This is a genomic window from Limibacterium fermenti, assembly GCF_041902845.1.
GTDB lineage: Bacteria > Bacteroidota > Bacteroidia > Bacteroidales > Dysgonomonadaceae > Limibacterium > Limibacterium fermenti.
This window is the reverse complement of the sequence record NZ_CP159486.1, coordinates 617,688-634,667: the sequence shown is the minus strand read 5'-3', so window position 1 is coordinate 634,667 and position 16,980 is coordinate 617,688. Positions and strand designations below refer to the sequence as shown.

Genomic DNA, 16,980 nt, shown 5'->3' with positions numbered 1-16,980 from the left:
CAAATGAAACAGTCGTTATTATTTCTATGCCTGCTTTTTCTGATGGCATGCAATAAAGACAATACTCCGGAAGAGACAAAGGCCCCCGAAACAACGGTAGATATTGAAAAAGAACGGGGAGCATATCTTGCAAAATACGATCCGATAGCAGATCTCGGGCAATATACCCTTCCTCAAATGCAAACCAAGCCAAAAAAATATTGGAGTTGTGTAGGCGTTTTAGGAAACACTTCCCGAAACGAACTTGGAAAGTCCGAAGAAAAAGAAGGGCTCCAATATCATCTATTATGCCAATCCATTAGCGGATTAGTAAATCGGGCGGTAGAAGAAGGGAAAAGTGAAATAGGAATGTGGATGTGTGATCATGAAAACCGGAAGTCCTATCAACGATCATTGGAAGCACTTCATCAAATGGGTATCAGCGAACAGGGGCAACAAACTGGCGCCGAACTTGCACAAAATAATTATGAACCAAGCGATGGCATTCTCATTCAAGTAAAAGACCTGTTCGACGGATATGTCCTGACAGATGTGGAAAATAACCCCGAAAGCAATACGGTAGCCTCTGTAGCAGCACATGTATATAATTCGATTGTGATAGATATCAGGGACAAAGCCAAATATGATAAAGCCGGATATACGATGCAGTATGATGCCCGTTATAAAACGACAAGAGACGCTTGGCGTGAATTTAAAGACAAATGCAGCAACAAAGCGTTAGTGATAATGCCCGTACAAACCGGCGAATTGAGAGACTTTTCTATTAAAAACGACCTCTTCGTTCTGAATATTAATAAACAAAAAGGGAATCCGTCGTCAGGGCAAAATCTGGATATTTTTGAAGATGTGATTTCCTGGCTGGAACCGGGAGCGCCGATTCTCGGATGGGAACAAGGCGTAAGCGAAGACTTATTCGTGAATAGGGCTTCCCGAAAAGGGCATGTTTGGATACCTTCCGACTGGGCGTATAATATTCCCCTTATGTCGCTGTTGTATAAGAGCCGCCAAACATCGTCCTTAGCCAATGTAAAAAATCCCTTCTCAATTGATTTTGACAAGAAAAAGAACTTTATTTCATTCTATCTTACGGATGGAGATAATGTTCAATGGATGCTCAACGATTTTGTAGATAAATATTATCTGAATCCCGATGGAAATAACACAAAAATGGGATTCGGCATACCGGTCGGTAATTTAGCCATGATTTCGCCTGCTCAATTTCAGAATATCATGGATATACAGAACAATAGCAAGACATTGATCGAATCATTGGGTGGAGGATATTCTTACGTCGATAATTATGGCATTGAAACTAATCGCGAAGAGGCATTGACTTCCCTCGCCACGAAAGTAGCTGCCCACATGCGCCAACATCGCATTAAAGTACTCGGATTAATCGCGCATGATGTCCATTCTTCTGAAGCCAAGAAAGGATTCGAAGCCTTCGTTCAGGCAAACGATCAGTTAGAGGGAATTGTAGCGATTCAATATTCGCCTTATGCCGGCGGAGAAGGAGACATTTTTTGGATAAAAAACAAAAACGGGTTCGACATTCCGGTAATCACCGTAAAATACTCGCTGTGGAATCACGGAAATCAGAATCACAGCCGAGAAGGAACTCCGACCTACATCGCGAACAAACTGAAATCGGAGACGAAAGAGAATTCGTTTTCCCTGATATCCGTCCATGCGTGGAGCAATTTCAAAGATATCGGCGCTTCGAATGACGAATTGGCGGAAAACAGCGGCGGAACACTGAAAGGAGCAAGCGCCGCCAAGCTTTGCATGAATAAATTAAACGATTCTTTTGAAGTCGTTTCCGTACAAGAGTTGATCTGGAGAATCCGGATGTTTTATAAGAAATCTCAAACGGAACAATACTTATCGGTAATTAATTAACCCGAATGGTATACAGCGTTGGGGGCTTACCGGTATGCCCTTTCCGCAACGAATAAACCTATAAAGGAGAAATTACCGCTTTCTTTATTTACTTTTGCACCACACTTTTATAGACCTCTATTTGCACCTTTGCTTTTTCGAGCTCGGCTTTTGTTTTCGCCAGCTCGGCACGGGTGTTTTCGAGTTCGAGGCGGCAGGCCTTCTCGCTTCGGGTTTCGTAAGGAATGCCGAGCAAATCACCTATCTCAGCAATGAGGTTACGGTTCAGTGCACGGCTCAACCGCCACCAAATGCTCATTTGCAACGAATACCGCCCCCGATATTGTTGAAACGATGTCGGATGCACATTCATACGCTCGGCAATCTCGCTATACGTCCGGCGCTCCGCATCCACAGCCTTCATGATATACGTTCCGTTATGCGGGAACTGCGCATCGTCTTTCTTTGCCATAATATTTTCCCTTTTATATAAGGTTATCCCTCCCCTTATGAGCGATAACCTTACAAAGGTAGAAAGATTTTTTGTTTGGTGATTGCTTTTTTTCCGGATTTATAGGATTAAAGCCTATAATCGCAGATTTAGAACATATAACTATAGAGTTAAAGCAAACATCTATATCGTAATAACAAATAGTTATATGGCAACAATAAATAATCCTATTGTTAGAATAAACAGTTACATAGTTAGAATAATAAATAGACGATTAAGAACATATAATCAAATAGTAAGGACACACAGTACCTAAGTAAGAATATATAGTAGCAGAGTTAGAATATATCGTTCCCGGCTACCAGCAACGCTTCCATCAGAAACAGGGGAACAGAACTCCCATGATTCTTGCCGGGATACACAATGAGCCGAAACGCGGGAACTTCTTCGGCCATAATCGCAGCCAAGCGGCGCACAGGCATCCCGCCCCGCCGACGATTCTTTATTTCTTGAATCGCGGGCGGCAATTTAGCACGCAGAGTGTCCAGAGAGGGATTCTCTTCATACTCGCCCATTGTAAGAGTCAGCGATTGCGGAATACCGGTGGTAAAAAGCGGCCGCCGGTCCGGCACCGTCTTCCCTTTCGCCCACCATAGCGAAGGACTGGCCGCGACGTAATGCTGAAAAGCGCTCGGATGTTCAAAGGCCACATACAGGGCGAACAGCCCGCCGTGCGAATGCCCGCACAATGTCTGCCGCGTGGTATCGACCGGATAATGCGACTCGATAAAAGGCTTTACGTCTTGTATGATAAACCGGTAAAAATCTTCGGCGCCACCACCCTCTCCCTGATATTCGACAGGAACGTAATCGCGCGTACGCTCTTTGGGATAGGCCCGGTCGATGGGATAACCGATGCCTACGATAAGCGGCGTACCAGCCGACACGTTCTTTATTTGATTGAGCAAAATCGGGAACTGCCCGTTGCCATCGAGCATATACAGTACGGGACGACGAAGCGCGGCCGGTTCTTTTGCGGCGGCGATATACAAGCGATAGTCCTTTCCCTCGAAAGACCTATCGTGTTGCTCAATCACAAACACACTGCGGGCGGAATCGCCGATAGAGGGAATTACTTGACTGGGCTGCCCGTTCGCCATAAAACACACCACAAACAGACAATACCCGACCGTGATTACATACGTTGCTTTACTCATAAAATGACTTATTGTAGCGAACGCGATTTCTTTTTGGCATCTTTCTTCGCTTTCCGTACTCTCAGATACAGATAAGACCCGAAAATCAATATAAGCGACCCGATATGGATGGAGCGTTTTACGTGTGCGCCGACTTGAATATCGGCCAACCCTTTGTTTTGCGCACGACGGCCGCCTTTCGGGCTTTCCGCTTGCACGTTCCGTTCCGCTCTTTCGACGGTGCGAATACCCTGCCCGCTCTTTTGAGCGCCGAAAACAGGCGTTTCAACTGCGGCAGCATGTCCGTGTCCATGTCCGGAGGCAGGCAAAACGACAATGGCGCTATCCCCCGCAACAGGCTTTTGAGGTTGTTTTACAGTGCGTTCTGCAACCACTTTAGGCGCGGCATGTCCGCCCCGAGGATTCAAAGTCCACCCTATTTGTAATCCCATGGCGTGGATAAACAGCAGCGCATACAAAACGTACGCCCATCGTTGCACTTTCTTCCACGTCACCCTTCCCATACGCCGGTGTACCGAATCGAAGGATGTCACCCAAAGGGGAATAAACAGGACGAGCAGCAAGACGCCCACAATAAAGCTGAAACTAGTTATCCCCGCCCCCAATTCGCTGGCCACGGGGGTGTTCGACAGATATCCATCCTTATCGATAAAGAATTTCAAACCGCTTGGAAAGTTATTCGTGACCCGTATGAGCGAATGCGTAAGTACCGGAAAACCGGATATAATCGACAACTCCTTGCGTATGTTCAGCAGCCTTTTCACCCAGCGGACCTTCGGGTCGAGCGCTCCCATATACATGATGATAACCAGTAAGGGAAATCCGAAGGTTCCCATGTGGATATAGTCCCGCAAGATTTGCCCGAGGATCGGCACCCGAACGAGATTGAAGAGTTCGGCGCCAAATAACCTCCCCACAAAAGGGATTGCGACTAAAAAGAAGGGGATTGCAAAAACGATATAATAGACCGTTGCATGCTTCTTTATCGATTTCGACAATAAAATACTTAAGAAAGTAAAAGCGGCTACCGATAGGAGCAGCGGCGCCACGGTATACAGGAACTGCAGAAAATCAATCAATAATTTAATCATCGGAGACAGGTGTTATTTTATAATGAAAATGCAACGATCCTCCTGCCTCGCGAGTCGAGCGGAGACAGGAGGAATCGTTTAAGGAACCTATTTATACACGAGGGCTATTTGGCGGCCAACTTGCCGACAGCATCAATCTGCGTAGCCTCTACGACAAGGCCCTTCGAAGCCTTTGCCGTCTTCGGATCTATGCTGTATACAGCAGGATAAGCCTTATCATCTGTTTTCGTAGTAACTCCGACATAAGCCGTCCCATTTTCGGAATAGGGCGTATCGGCGAAACCGACAATCGTTTCGGGGGATGGTAATCCGGTGACATACGTCAATTTACCCGTTTCACCTTTAAAGACCGCCAGGCGCGTGGCAGGCGTCTTAACAGCATTAAAACCGACACTAAACGGTACATCATACATCAACAGCAGAAAATAATCTTCCGTAATATGCCAGCAACGCAAAAAGGAATTTCCTCCTGTCTGGCTTTCAATGTTATAATAATAATTTTTATCAAATTCGTTTGCTCCGGCTTTGATACGGACAACGCCCGCGGGCAAGGTCGTTTTTTGCCGGTCGTCCTCCATGGTCTTTGCATAACTCGGCGAGAACACATACACATCACCGTTATCAGCCGCCCAGATGGTTTGGTAGTATTGAGAACGGTATCGACCGCAAGCATAACTGATCTTATCGGTCTTCATTAATTTCGGGGTCGTAAGTTTTTCGTCATCATAGACAGCCACCCAAGCCTCATTGGGATACTGAGTCCACTGCAATTCTCCTTTTTTGTATGAGCTGCTGGCGGTGCCTCCATCTTGCGTTTTCACAAGGTCGTCATATTTCACATACTTTCCACCCTCGGCCTTTACACCGTATTGGCTCAAGCCCATCGGTATGGGAGCGGAATAAATTTTGCCGTTCGATTCGAGAATACCGGCCAAGGTAACATACTCTCCATTTCCCAAATAATTTTCAGAGAAGACCGGTTCTTCATTGGAACCAAATGTTTCCTGCTCGACATCGAGATAAGAAAACAGGAATCCTTTGGGAAGATAACCGTGTTCATCTTTATGCTCCTCTGCCAAATCGCCGGTGGAAGAAGTGATAAGATAATTTTTATACGTACCGTAGGAGGTGAATCGTTTGATTTTGTAAGTATTATCACGAGCCACCACGCTTCCTTTATCATTTAGGATATACGACGAACTAAGGCCTGCGCTACCCTGATTATAAACCAAACGGAACAAATACTTATCCTGAAAATAAACCCAGTAACTGCCGCTCTCCGTAATAGTGCCGTTCTTGTAGGTCGTAACGGACCCGGTATTCAACACATCGGAAGTCAGCAAATAACTGGCAGCGGTGCCTCCCCCTTCCGCTTCGGAGGTAGCGGCAATGACATAAGCCGATGAAGATTCGCCCCCATCATCCGGTTTCACAGGTTCCTCTTTATCGCAAGAAGAAAATACACATCCTGCAAGCAATACAACTGCAGAAAAAATAGGATATAAAAAGAATTTTTTCATTTCGATTTTATTTAGTATGTTATTATAATAGAGTAATATCAGTCTCTTATAAAGAGATTCTCACTTTTCCGTAGAAAGCTCTGCCGGCTTTCTGTAACTTGAAATTATCGTATAGTTTTGCATCGGTAATATTCTGACATTCGAACGATAAATTGTAGCGCCCGCCTTGCATGGAATAGGACACACTTACATTATGAGAGAACTGCGTCGGCACCACAAATTCGGATTCCGCCTGATTACCCAACGCCTCCGAAAAACGGGGAAAACTTTTCACATAAAAATTATCGTAAACGGCTGTCAGCATATTGTCCTTACGGCCGAAGTCGTGCCAATAAAAAGTGACATCCGAGTTGGCAAACAAATAAGGGACATTGGGCATTCGCGCCCCGTAAGTCAGATTAGCGGCATCGCTATTGGCGTAAGTCTTCACGTTATTCCGCGTATTGATTTCGGTAAAGTTGCCTCCCAAACTCAACCAGTTTGAAAAATCATACCGCGCGGTGAGGGTGTACCCTTTGGTTAAAACTTTACCGTGATTGATATAGGTCGCGCCGGATTTACCTCCTCCCAATCCGGTGATGACACGATAGATATAATCTTTTATATCACGATAAATCACACCGCCTTCCGCATAGAAGGAATGTTCGCCGAATGTTTCGCCGAAACTTATATTAAAATTGATATTATTGCTGTTTTCCGGTTTCAGGGAAACATCGCCCGATTCCATGTCTCCATCGCCGAACATCTCTCTGTTGGAAGGCAAACGATAAACTTTTTCGTACGATAGTTTGGATTGCAGATTCTTCAGAATAAAATAAGTTCCGGCTATTCCATATCCCGTCGTGCTGACGGTACGGGTCGCCTTCACAAAATCATCCTGCCGGTCGGATGTGGCTAACGGTCCGCTAACGAATTGATAATAATACTTTCCGAAAGCAGCGACATTCCATTTGTCGCCCGGCATAAGCCGATAAGACAATCCGCTGATATTTTTCTGCGTTTCATTGGGAATGCTGTACGTTTCCGCCTCAGGCCCCAAAAGGGATGTGGCGGAACGATAAAAAGAATTCATTACATTGTTGAATGTAAAGGTATGGATGTCTTTTATATGATAATTAACCGTGAAAGTTCCATTCCAATTATTATTATTCCATCGAAGATGGTGGTAAGACTGCTCGCCCGGCATGTTCAGCGGGCGTTTAATACCGTACCAATTATATTCATAGGAAGAAGTATCGACATTGTGGGTGATGCCTTTATTATAATTGGCCGTAAAAGTCACATCCAACCCCTCAAGCAAGAGATCCTGTTTGCGATATTCCATCGAGGGCATAACCGTATGACCCTTCTCATATTTACCACCGAAAACGACATCCTGAACGACGCCGGTTTGTATATCCTTATACATTTGAGCGTACGTAACTCCGAACAAGAGCCGATCGGCCCATTTCTTATTCACCACTCCGACTTTCCCGATAACGGCCTCATTATGATACGTATCATGGAAACGCTTCACCCGCTCTATTTTTTTACTGTTTATTTTACTTCCTCCTCCGGGCTTCAAAGAAAGGAATTCCTCGACAGGAGTATCGACATAATAACTATTGTCCGAATAATTCTGAAAGGCATTGATTTCATACGTCAACCCATTGTTAAAAGTTTGTCCGAAATTGACGTACGACTTATGTGTATTGAACGAACCGTAAGAATAAGAAGCATCCAGATGCCATTTCTTCGTATTCTTTTTCGTGACGATATTGATAACCCCGCCGATGGCGTCCGTCCCGAAAACCACCGGCACCACGCCTTTATAGACTTCGATACGTTCGGCATAGTTAACCGGGATATTATTCAGTCCGAAAGACTCTCCCACCCCTTCCTGAGGCACACCATCAATAAAGACCTTCACGTGCTTTCCGCTAAAACCGTCAAGCATCACCTGCATATCCGAACCCACGCCGCCTGTTTCACGGATGCGTACGCCCGAGACTTTATTCAGCATATCCGACAAGTCCGCCGTCGAATTATATCGAGATGTGGCATCCAAAGCGACCACATTATAAGCCGTTTCATTGACACGCTGCACGCCCGACTTCGATTGGATAACAACCTCTTGCAAGTCATACCGTCTTTCATCGAGAGTCACTGCAATCGTTACTTTTTCGCCGGGCTTCACTTCAACCTGCCGCTCATAGGTTTCGTATCCCATGAACTGTACACAAAAAGTACGTCTGCCGGGAGTTACGGGAAGATAATAGTTTCCTTTGGCATCAGATTGCGTGCCGCTACTCTCCCCTTTTATATATATCGTCGCAAATTCTATCGGGTTCCCCTCCTTGTCTTTTACCGTTCCTCGAATAGCCGATTCTCGCACTTGCTGCGCAAATAAAAACTGAATAAAAAAGAAGAAAAAGAAGATATGGGTTAGCCTTATGCCAAGACTTTGAGATGGATTCATTTTATGTTATAAATTGATAATCTAAACTTTGGGGCAAAGGTATAAAAGCAAAAGAATCATTACAATCGCAGAAAGTAGGTATTTTCTGCGTGAAAATACCTAAAACCAATGAGAAGAACGGTTATTTGAAAGGCATAAATAAGGAGCTTAAGGACTCGAACGGACAATAAGGAGGAAATAGATGGTTTTTTCTTGCATATATCCGAAAAATGTCGTAATATTGCACCCGCTTTTGATAAAACCGATCTTTAGAAAGCAGGTCCCATAGCTCAGTTGGTTAGAGCACCTGACTCATAATCAGGGAGTCCTTGGTTCAAGCCCAAGTGGGACCACCTCTCTAAATATTAGTCTATAAAAGGGATTCCCTATAAAAGGGAATCCCTTTCGTCGTTTAAAATAGTTACTTTGTGTCCATTTTTGGACATGATAACTTGTCGAAAACTTGTCCTAAAAGATCAATGATATGGCAACACTAAAATTAGCCGTTGTACCGGCAAAAGTTTTAAAGAATGGAAAGCATAAAATAAGAATAGCCGTGTCCCACAAACAGGATACACGATATATCGTCCAAAGATTCGTAATCGATAATTTGAAACAGTTTAAAAATGGCCAAGTTGTTAATAGAGCTGACGCCGGAATAATAAATAGGAAACTCCGCGAAGAATTAAATAAATATCAGGATACGCTTGACAAGATAGATCCTGATGTATATTCTTGTTCGCAACTTCGTGATTTCCTCGTGAAAAATTCAAAGATAAAGACACTGACCATTTCGCAAGCCGCCGATATGCATATAGCAAAACTAAAAAAAATATCCGCAAAAGAAGATTATACAAGAACCAAAAACTATTTTATAACTTCTTGTGGCGATATTCCATTGGAAATGATCACGCCCGAAGTTCTCAGGGCCTTTGAGGCTTATCTAAAGGATACCCGCGGAAATAATAGTACAACTCGAGGAATTCATATGCGGCAATTGAAATCATTTATAACACCTCAAATCAAAAATGGAAATGTGAATTACAAAATCAAACCTTTTGATGATATTGAGATGCCGGAATCTCTCGAGAGAGATTTGGATATCACCATAGAAGAATTCAAAAAAATAAGAGATTCCCAATTCAAAGGAAAACCCCTTCGTGTAGCTCGTGATTTGTTTTGCCTCTCTTATTATCTCGGAGGTATAAACCTCATTGACCTGATGAATATAGATTTTCGGGAAAAAGATACAGTCGACTACATTCGGGAGAAATCGCGCAATATGAAAAAAGGAGATAAAAGGATATCCCTTACCATTCAGCCCGAAGCCAAAGAAATTATAAATAGGTGGATAGGTATTAACGGAAAGCTTGACTTTGGTTATAAATATGAATATGAGAATTTCAGGAGATACGTTACGAATCAAATCAAACGACTCTCGCAAAAGCTCGGAATAAACAAACGCGTAGTGTACTATTCCGCCCGAAAATCACTCGTTCAACATGGATTCGATCTGGGCATATCGTTGGAAATACTTGAATATTCCATTGGCCAATCCGTAAAAAAGAATCGTCCGATATTCAATTATGTGCGAATTATGCGTTCCCATGCCGATACCGCTATGAGGACAATATTGGATAATTTAAAAAAGGATGAACGAGAATAAGGAACATAAATCTCTAATTATCGTCAGACAGAACTTCTTGTATTCTTGAAAATCAAATTAATATTTCTGAAATAAGCCTTTCAAACCGCTCTTGTTGTAAAATATGATTCTGAATTTCGCACTGCCATATCACAATAACACTCCATCCTTTTTCTCTTAATACTGTATTATTTCGTTCGTCTCGCTCAACGTTATTTTTTATTTTTTCGCCAAAAGTCATTATTGGTTTTTTCATCCCGATAATAAAATGGCACTTTTATAACCTTGCATTAAAGTTATCGGCATACGCATCACAATCCGTTTTAAGACCGTTTGTAAACGCCTTGTCAACTAATTGAAAATTATTGCATAACGAGACAAACACTATCAGATAAATCCTTTACCTTTCTATCCGTTGTTTCCAATTCCCAATATTCGTCCGATTCATCGTACTGCACTCGCACATCCTGCTATCGATACGGTTTGTTATCGATAAACCGCATATAATCTTCAGGCTTATCATAGGCTTTCACTGGGATGCCTTGGCTCTCGAAAACTATAAGGATGACTTTATTTTGACCGTAAAGATTGAATAAAATAAAAGATATATATCTTATTCATAATTTATTAAATCAGTAGATATAGCATTCCTTAAGCTTGTTTGCTTATTACTCTCATTTTTACTTTTGGCGTATTAAGTTTCATAAAACGATCTATAACATCAATAGGTAAACAGAATGATTCAGCAAGCTCCTCATCTGAATAATTTAATTCATTTTTATGCAACAGGTAAGCCTGGTTAAATAAAGAGGGCTTATCAATATATACATCTATAGGTTCTTTTTTCCGATATCCTCTTCTGCTTAGTTCAATGAAAAAATATTTGGCCCTATCTCTATTGATTGCCTTTAAGTCAGATGCCCTTTTAACAATGGATGACATTGATGTTAGCCAATAGCGTTTAAGTTCTCCAAGAGATGCCAATTTTAGGTACCTTAAGGAGTTATATATGTAATCGGAAGGCATTAAAAACTCGGAAGCAAATTCGTGCGCTTCTTTTTCTTTATCTCTAAAGTCTGAAATTAAAAAATTTGGAGATAAATGTATTATTATATGACCTAACTCATGAGCTATGGTAAATCGCTTATGGTCATTGCTGAAATTTCTATTAATAACCATTACATAATATCCATTGTCTGTAGTAAACGAAACGCCATCAAATAAATCGACTTCATTATCGACTTCAACTATTATTATACCGTAATCCTCTAATAAACCACAGATATCTTTCACCGGCTCATCTGTTAATCCCATGTACTTACGAGTATATTGAGCTATTTTTGTGGGTGAAAATCCATCTTCAATATTAATCTGCCTCAATCTCATTTCGGGGAATTCAACCGATTCCGACATTTCATCAATTATATATCCTATTAATTTATCCGAATACTCGATGTCGGATCGTTGTTTTTTAGTTATAGATTTTGTTCTATAATGCGCATTTTCAACAATGTTATAAACTCTTTTCCTATAAAATCCTTTGGGGAATTTTAAGTAATCAACAATCTTTAAAATCACCTCATCAGATAAGGATCCAAGTCCTTTTTCAAATTTAGATAAATTGGATTGCGATAAACCTTTTATATTTTTAGCTAATTCACTTTGAGATAAGCCTCTATATTCTCTTGCAAAAATAAATTGTTTATAATTGATATCCATAATAATTTAGTTTGTGAATCAGAACAAAAAAACAAAAATAAAGTCCGGTGTCAGTCTTATTTATTCTCCTGAAACATTTTTTCTTGTACCCTCTCTCAATGTTGCAGATTTATGCTCCAATACACCAGTCAGTGGAGTTAAGGGTATATCTTTCGTATCAGGTCTTATATCACCCTCAGTAATTTGCCATCGAAATTTGTCTTCATCTATATAGACAAGTTTTGGATTTTTTATTTCTCCAAATTTATTCTTATTATAACCGAAATACAAAATGGGTTCAGAACCGTCATCACTAATATCAAACAACTTTCCTTGTTGTTGGTTTGTTAGAAATGAAGAATTTATCGTTTTGATATTCATTGGCATATTCTTATTATCCAGTTTTTTGAAAAAACAAATATATCCATTAATGCGTACCATAAACCTCTTATATTTTCCGAACTTACTGTGCTCTGGAAATACTTCCATAACGCACTGTATCATCTTGGAATTTAATATAACAGCCTCATATCCTCTACAGCGAGCAGATGGGGGAGTAAAAGCTACTTCCTTTTCATAAAGGGTCACAGCCTTATAAAATGCTTTAAAGAGTATTTCCAACTCTTCTTCCAAATCCAAAATACACTCTTTTGAATCTTTTAAGATTCTTCTTTTGACAGAACTACTTTTTTCTGTTACTTTTGCCATATCTAAAAATTTAAGTTATTGATTATAGCTAACACCGAACTTTCTAATAATATCTCTGCAGCAACAGAGATATTATTTTGTGGCAAATGTATATAATTTTCTCGAATAATTGTATATAATTTTTACTCTAAATTGTGTTTCCTGTGGAAAACTGTAGAAGAATTATGAGAAAAGCCGGTTTTATCCGGCTTTTTAACTCTCCTATTTCCACAAACGGGAGCGGTCAATTAGAAAAATCTCATCATTCAATGTTTTTCATTTCTCTCACCTCATCACTTCATCAATCCCCGGCACAAACACCGGGTCATCCTTCCAACCCGCCTCCAGCTTCACGCAACAAAACTGCGTAACCGCCTCCGCATTATATGCGGGCACTATCTGTATCTGGTTGTTCTCATCACCGCCGGCCTCATAATGCACAACAAGCTTTTCCCACACATTAGGCTGGCTGTTCGATGCCTGTTCGTCGCTCCCGTCGCCGTGCGTCATCCTTAATGCCGCCGTAACGGCAACCTCCGGTTCTTCCGATAGCATCCGCGCAAAGCAACTCAGCGTAAACCGTTCCCCCTGCTTGGCAAATGTCGAATGCCGTATCATCACCACTTGGAATCCCCCCGTACCTTTCACTTCATATACCGGCATATAATTGAAAATAACATCCGTTTTCCGGACCCTGTCATCCCCTTCTTTTTCAAAATAGTACCCGTCAAGTAAATTCGTATCAACCAATCCGAGCCGCTCGCTGAAATACGCGAACATCCTTTTCACATATTTCACCGCACAATAATGATTATCCCCGTAATCCTTAAACTCAAGGAAAGGCGGAACCTTCGGTAAATTCACGGCACTACTATCCCTGAATTCCTTCCGCCCTGTGTTTTTCAGTATATATTCCACTGCCGCATCCGTGTTGATGATACCGAATCCCCGCCGCATATCCCAGTTCGTCGTCCATGTATCCGTCAACGGGTCATACACCGACAAGCTGGCAGTCTGCCGCGCAGCATGCCGGCAAACGCCCCAAGAAGCCCCTGTCCGGTCTTGGATCATCCGGAATTTAGCCCCGGTAACATTCACTGCAAACGACTGGCTCCCGCAATCCCCTATTGCGGAAGACAGCCGGTACGGGCACCACAACGATCCCAAACATGCTAAAACCAAAACATCGCATCGGCTTCCGGGAAAATCCGTTACACTACTCTCCAACGCCAGTACCTCCCCCGGATTATCTACAGACCGGATGCGGGCGGCAAACTCTTCCCCCGATACCGAACGTAAAAAAATATCTGCACCCGCCTCTATACCTTCATAATCCGATGGCGGCCAATTATCACCTCCTAACGTAATAGTATCCTTCGTCGTGTTCAACGTCCCGCTGAAAACTTTCGACTTGAATTTCTTCTCCGGATATAAATCATTCCACAACTTTGTACCCGTATTCTCATAAAATTCCATGCCATAGCCGTAACTCGTGTTATCATGCGACTGCAAATCTTTTTCATCCGCAATAGCACCCACACAAACCGTGTTTAGCAGGAACTCATTTTCACTCCGGGTAACATCCAGCCGTCTGTATTCGTTTCCCCCGTGGCAAATAATCTTTAATATTTCCGGATTCTGGTATACATTGTCCGCTATCGCAAGGTTACCTCCCTTCAAGTAATAAGGGCGCAACAAAAGGTTCGCCCCATATGCGTTCAGTATCTCACCTTCACGGATATTCTCGATCCCGCCTTCCGGTTCGAAATCCTCATCCAGTGTTGTGATAAACCGGTGGCGGCAATCCGGATATAGCGACTCGAACGTCGAACGCCCCTTGTAAGCATGTTCCTCTTTCCCTTCATTCTCTTCCAGAATGACATTCCTGCCGAAAGTATAGTTTTCGACGAAATCAACATTCTTCCGCTCTTCTATATCTGCCTCGATATCATATTCGAATATCAAATACTCAAACGGATTCCCTGTATTCAATAAGTTCTCCCGGTCTTTTATCCGGAAAAAATCACCCTTGCCGGTATACAATTCAAAGGGATAGTTGACAACAGGCGTACAGGTTACTGCCCCGAATCCCGTATGCACCTCCAGCTTGCGCGGCTTGATGCGGATACCTTCCATGCCGTGTTCCGGGCGGATCTTCACCCAGTCAAGGTCCCATTCCACCTCCGCTGCCGGTAAGGCAATCTTATATTGCGCATCCTGACTACCCTCATGCACCATAATCGATTTGCTTACCGAAACTTTCACCGTTACCGGGCTCAACTTCAATAGGACTTTCATTTCGACTCTGTTTTTATAAGCGACACATCCAACTGCCCGATGCAACTCTTCGCTAAGCGGTTGATCTGTTCCCCTTCACCCTCATTCCTCATTGCTGCATTCACCTCTATCCACAATTTCCCCGCGGCTAATGCACTCGTCTTCTCACTGTCCAGGATGCAAGAATATTCGGTAGCGCTGTTGCGGTGGATCATACCGTAGCCTTTCCGTTCTATTTTACTGTATTTAAATAGAATCGCCCCATCGGTGTAAAAATACACAAACAAATCCTCCAGGCTGTCGATATCGAGAAGTTCTTCTTTCTCCTCTATTTCAATCCGGACAGGTATATCATCTCCCTGGTAAAAAATTTCCGTCATAGCATGATTAGAGCTTTAAAAAAGCGCTCGAAAACTCCGGGCGCTTTTTTCGCGGTTATCTTTCGTTTTCAACCCTGATGATACGATCCCATTCATATACCCATGGCGTCTTGAAATCTTCTCCGTTCGGGTTATGCTGGCTCACCAAACGGAATTTAAAAGAATCCTCGTTGTCGCCTTTTATATTCGGATCCAATATCGAGCCTTCATAAGCTTCGATTTCACTATTTATCATGAAGTTTGTTATAGACGTGTCGGTGAATTTACCGGAATCTTCCGGATCACTTTCGTCAATATAGGCACTACATTTACAGGTGTTTTTACCGTCCAGGCTCACAAAGTAAAGTCCCGTCGACGGGTCGCTGCCCGATATCGTCAATCCGCTGCCGTACAAACTATAACTAGAACCATTATCCACAATGCTTAACAGGTCCTCTTGGGAATACCCTGTTATAAATTTTGTTATCTTCACATTCGAAGGCACAGCAACCACCTCGCTTAAGTCGACACAGTTTTCAAAAAGGCCTTTTATGTCTTCCCGGTCTTTAAGGTCGATGATTTTGGGGATATTCGGGAAGCTTTGCGTCCACGTTGCGGTTGCCTGCCACAAAACCAAGCTCTCGACATCTTCCTCCACGGCGTCTTTCACCTCCAGCTTTTCAAGGACATTCCCTCCTACCCTCAATTCGTTTTCCGTAACCCACCCCGGAATAAAATTCCTCAAGTTCGATTCCAGGTACGTATAAAAAGGTTCATTCGCAGTATGGTTTTTATCGTTCCACACCAATACATGCGTTTTACCCACTATCTTCTCGGCCAAACGCCCGAAACCGGTAACCGTCTTATTAGTACCCCCATCATACGTTCCTCTCACCAACGGGATAATCCGGGCTTTCCCCGCAAGCAGTTGCGTTCCCCACCAACCCATATCCGTCAATTTTTCTTCCTTAAGCTCGCTTTTAAGCGACTTGTCGAACAATACTATTCCGCTCACTCGCCCTTTTTCCCCTTCGAAACAAGGATCACACGAATAAGTCGGGTTTTCCGCCGTTGGAAGGCAGTTTTTATAAATTAATGCCATAATACTATATTCATTTAAACAGTTTCTTTACCTCTCCTCCTCCCACTTTGCAGGGGATGGAGGAGACCCGTATTTTCAGCACCGTCCATTCCGGTACCGAACCTTATATTGGATTGAAAAAACAAACTCTTCCGGCCGGATAAGGTATTTATACCCTCTGAATTCCCGATTGAATATCTGTACCCCGTCGAAAACGGTTTGTTGCAACAATACCGTATCCAGAAATGATTTCCGTATAATTTCTTCCGTTTCGTATTTGCTTTTTTCGAGTGCCTTTGCAAAACCCCATACAACCAAATACATATCGGATTCCGTTATCCGTCCCCGGGTCCTCCCGAAACTTTTATTATCTGTCAGGTATTTGTTCGATATCAGCCGGTGGTACCATCCCAAATCATACAAATCGTCCGAAAACGGATAAATTCCTTCCCCTTTCACGTCGAATAACGCAGGAAAAGCCTTTTGGCTGTTTTTCCGGTTCACAATCGCCGAATCGCAAATGCCGTAATATACCACATTGGTTACGCCTTCCGCTTCCAACCCGCTTGCCAAAGCCTCATTTATTTCGCTCACAACCTCATGTATCATCATTCCAGTTCATTTGTAATTAGTAATTAG

14 protein-coding genes and 1 tRNA gene are annotated in these 16,980 nt (G+C 42.7%); 3 read left to right on the top strand and 12 right to left on the bottom strand.

Features of this window, described 5'->3' with window-relative positions; all coding sequences use genetic code 11:
- The first annotated feature begins 3 nt into the window (after positions 1-3).
- Positions 4-1,899 (top strand): hypothetical protein, encoded by a 1,896-nt coding sequence (locus ABNK31_RS02935; protein ID WP_418894244.1) that lies wholly within the window; start codon positions 4-6, stop codon positions 1,897-1,899.
- Between the two features lie 88 nt (positions 1,900-1,987).
- Here ABNK31_RS02935 and ABNK31_RS02930 read toward each other — a convergent pair whose 3' ends face one another.
- The 5 genes from ABNK31_RS02930 to ABNK31_RS02910 all read right to left on the bottom strand — a co-directional run bounded on the left by ABNK31_RS02930 (position 1,988) and on the right by ABNK31_RS02910 (position 8,615).
- Positions 1,988-2,350: a hypothetical protein gene (locus ABNK31_RS02930; protein WP_418894243.1), complete on the bottom strand. Its 363-nt coding sequence runs from the start codon at positions 2,348-2,350 to the stop codon at positions 1,988-1,990.
- Positions 2,351-2,667: 317 nt separating this feature from the next.
- Positions 2,668-3,546: an alpha/beta hydrolase gene (locus ABNK31_RS02925; protein ID WP_418894242.1), complete on the bottom strand. Its 879-nt coding sequence runs from the start codon at positions 3,544-3,546 to the stop codon at positions 2,668-2,670.
- An 8-nt stretch (positions 3,547-3,554) separates the two neighbouring features.
- Positions 3,555-4,637: a ferric reductase-like transmembrane domain-containing protein gene (locus ABNK31_RS02920; RefSeq protein ID WP_418894241.1), complete on the bottom strand. Its 1,083-nt coding sequence runs from the start codon at positions 4,635-4,637 to the stop codon at positions 3,555-3,557.
- Between the two features lie 104 nt (positions 4,638-4,741).
- A complete protein-coding gene (locus ABNK31_RS02915) occupies positions 4,742-6,157 on the bottom strand; it encodes a DUF4374 domain-containing protein (RefSeq protein ID WP_418894240.1) in 1,416 nt (471 codons plus the stop codon).
- Positions 6,158-6,203: 46 nt separating this feature from the next.
- Positions 6,204-8,615, bottom strand: coding sequence for a TonB-dependent receptor (locus tag ABNK31_RS02910; protein WP_418894239.1), 2,412 nt, complete (start codon positions 8,613-8,615; stop codon positions 6,204-6,206).
- A 258-nt stretch (positions 8,616-8,873) separates the two neighbouring features.
- Here ABNK31_RS02910 and ABNK31_RS02905 point away from each other — a divergent pair.
- Positions 8,874-8,947 (top strand) — tRNA-Ile (locus ABNK31_RS02905).
- Positions 8,948-9,078: 131 nt separating this feature from the next.
- Entirely contained in the window at positions 9,079-10,260 is a 1,182-nt protein-coding gene (locus ABNK31_RS02900) for a phage integrase SAM-like domain-containing protein (RefSeq protein ID WP_418894238.1), read from the top strand.
- Between the two features lie 52 nt (positions 10,261-10,312).
- Here ABNK31_RS02900 and ABNK31_RS02895 read toward each other — a convergent pair whose 3' ends face one another.
- The 7 genes from ABNK31_RS02895 to ABNK31_RS02865 form a co-directional block, all read right to left on the bottom strand.
- Complete coding sequence (locus ABNK31_RS02895; protein ID WP_418894237.1) at positions 10,313-10,495, bottom strand: hypothetical protein; 183 nt, start codon at positions 10,493-10,495, stop codon at positions 10,313-10,315.
- A gap of 395 nt (positions 10,496-10,890) precedes the next feature.
- Positions 10,891-11,958, bottom strand: coding sequence for a helix-turn-helix domain-containing protein (locus ABNK31_RS02890; protein WP_418894236.1), 1,068 nt, complete (start codon positions 11,956-11,958; stop codon positions 10,891-10,893).
- Between the two features lie 60 nt (positions 11,959-12,018).
- A complete protein-coding gene (locus ABNK31_RS02885) occupies positions 12,019-12,645 on the bottom strand; it encodes a hypothetical protein (protein WP_418894235.1) in 627 nt (208 codons plus the stop codon).
- A gap of 264 nt (positions 12,646-12,909) precedes the next feature.
- The gene (locus ABNK31_RS02880) at positions 12,910-14,922 is read right to left on the bottom strand and encodes a hypothetical protein (protein WP_418894234.1); all 2,013 of its coding nucleotides are present in this window, start codon (positions 14,920-14,922) and stop codon (positions 12,910-12,912) included.
- On the bottom strand, positions 14,919-15,281 hold the full coding sequence (locus ABNK31_RS02875; protein ID WP_418894233.1) for a hypothetical protein: 363 nt from the start codon (positions 15,279-15,281) through the stop codon (positions 14,919-14,921). The genes ABNK31_RS02880 and ABNK31_RS02875 overlap by 4 nt, the downstream gene beginning before the upstream one ends.
- Positions 15,282-15,336: 55 nt before the next feature.
- Positions 15,337-16,362 (bottom strand): hypothetical protein, encoded by a 1,026-nt coding sequence (locus tag ABNK31_RS02870; RefSeq protein WP_418894232.1) that lies wholly within the window; start codon positions 16,360-16,362, stop codon positions 15,337-15,339.
- A 75-nt stretch (positions 16,363-16,437) separates the two neighbouring features.
- Positions 16,438-16,953 (bottom strand): hypothetical protein, encoded by a 516-nt coding sequence (locus ABNK31_RS02865; protein ID WP_418894231.1) that lies wholly within the window; start codon positions 16,951-16,953, stop codon positions 16,438-16,440.
- Positions 16,954-16,980: the final 27 nt, after the last annotated feature.

Bases quoted from the DNA above. Each gene is read 5' to 3' on its own strand.
- ABNK31_RS02880 (WP_418894234.1), bottom strand. From the start codon at position 14,922: ATGAAAGTCCTATTGAAGTTGAGCCCGGTAACGGTGAAAGTTTCGGTA.
- ABNK31_RS02925 (WP_418894242.1), bottom strand. From the start codon at position 3,546: ATGAGTAAAGCAACGTATGTAATCACGGTCGGGTATTGTCTGTTTGTG.
- ABNK31_RS02930 (WP_418894243.1), bottom strand. From the start codon at position 2,350: ATGGCAAAGAAAGACGATGCGCAGTTCCCGCATAACGGAACGTATATC.
- ABNK31_RS02875 (WP_418894233.1), bottom strand. From the start codon at position 15,281: ATGACGGAAATTTTTTACCAGGGAGATGATATACCTGTCCGGATTGAA.
- ABNK31_RS02915 (WP_418894240.1), bottom strand. From the start codon at position 6,157: ATGAAAAAATTCTTTTTATATCCTATTTTTTCTGCAGTTGTATTGCTT.
- ABNK31_RS02895 (WP_418894237.1), bottom strand. From the start codon at position 10,495: ATGAAAAAACCAATAATGACTTTTGGCGAAAAAATAAAAAATAACGTT.
- ABNK31_RS02870 (WP_418894232.1), bottom strand. From the start codon at position 16,362: ATGGCATTAATTTATAAAAACTGCCTTCCAACGGCGGAAAACCCGACT.
- ABNK31_RS02920 (WP_418894241.1), bottom strand. From the start codon at position 4,637: ATGATTAAATTATTGATTGATTTTCTGCAGTTCCTGTATACCGTGGCG.
- ABNK31_RS02935 (WP_418894244.1), top strand. From the start codon at position 4: ATGAAACAGTCGTTATTATTTCTATGCCTGCTTTTTCTGATGGCATGC.
- ABNK31_RS02890 (WP_418894236.1), bottom strand. From the start codon at position 11,958: ATGGATATCAATTATAAACAATTTATTTTTGCAAGAGAATATAGAGGC.
- ABNK31_RS02910 (WP_418894239.1), bottom strand. From the start codon at position 8,615: ATGAATCCATCTCAAAGTCTTGGCATAAGGCTAACCCATATCTTCTTT.
- ABNK31_RS02900 (WP_418894238.1), top strand. From the start codon at position 9,079: ATGGCAACACTAAAATTAGCCGTTGTACCGGCAAAAGTTTTAAAGAAT.
- ABNK31_RS02885 (WP_418894235.1), bottom strand. From the start codon at position 12,645: ATGGCAAAAGTAACAGAAAAAAGTAGTTCTGTCAAAAGAAGAATCTTA.
- ABNK31_RS02865 (WP_418894231.1), bottom strand. From the start codon at position 16,953: ATGATGATACATGAGGTTGTGAGCGAAATAAATGAGGCTTTGGCAAGC.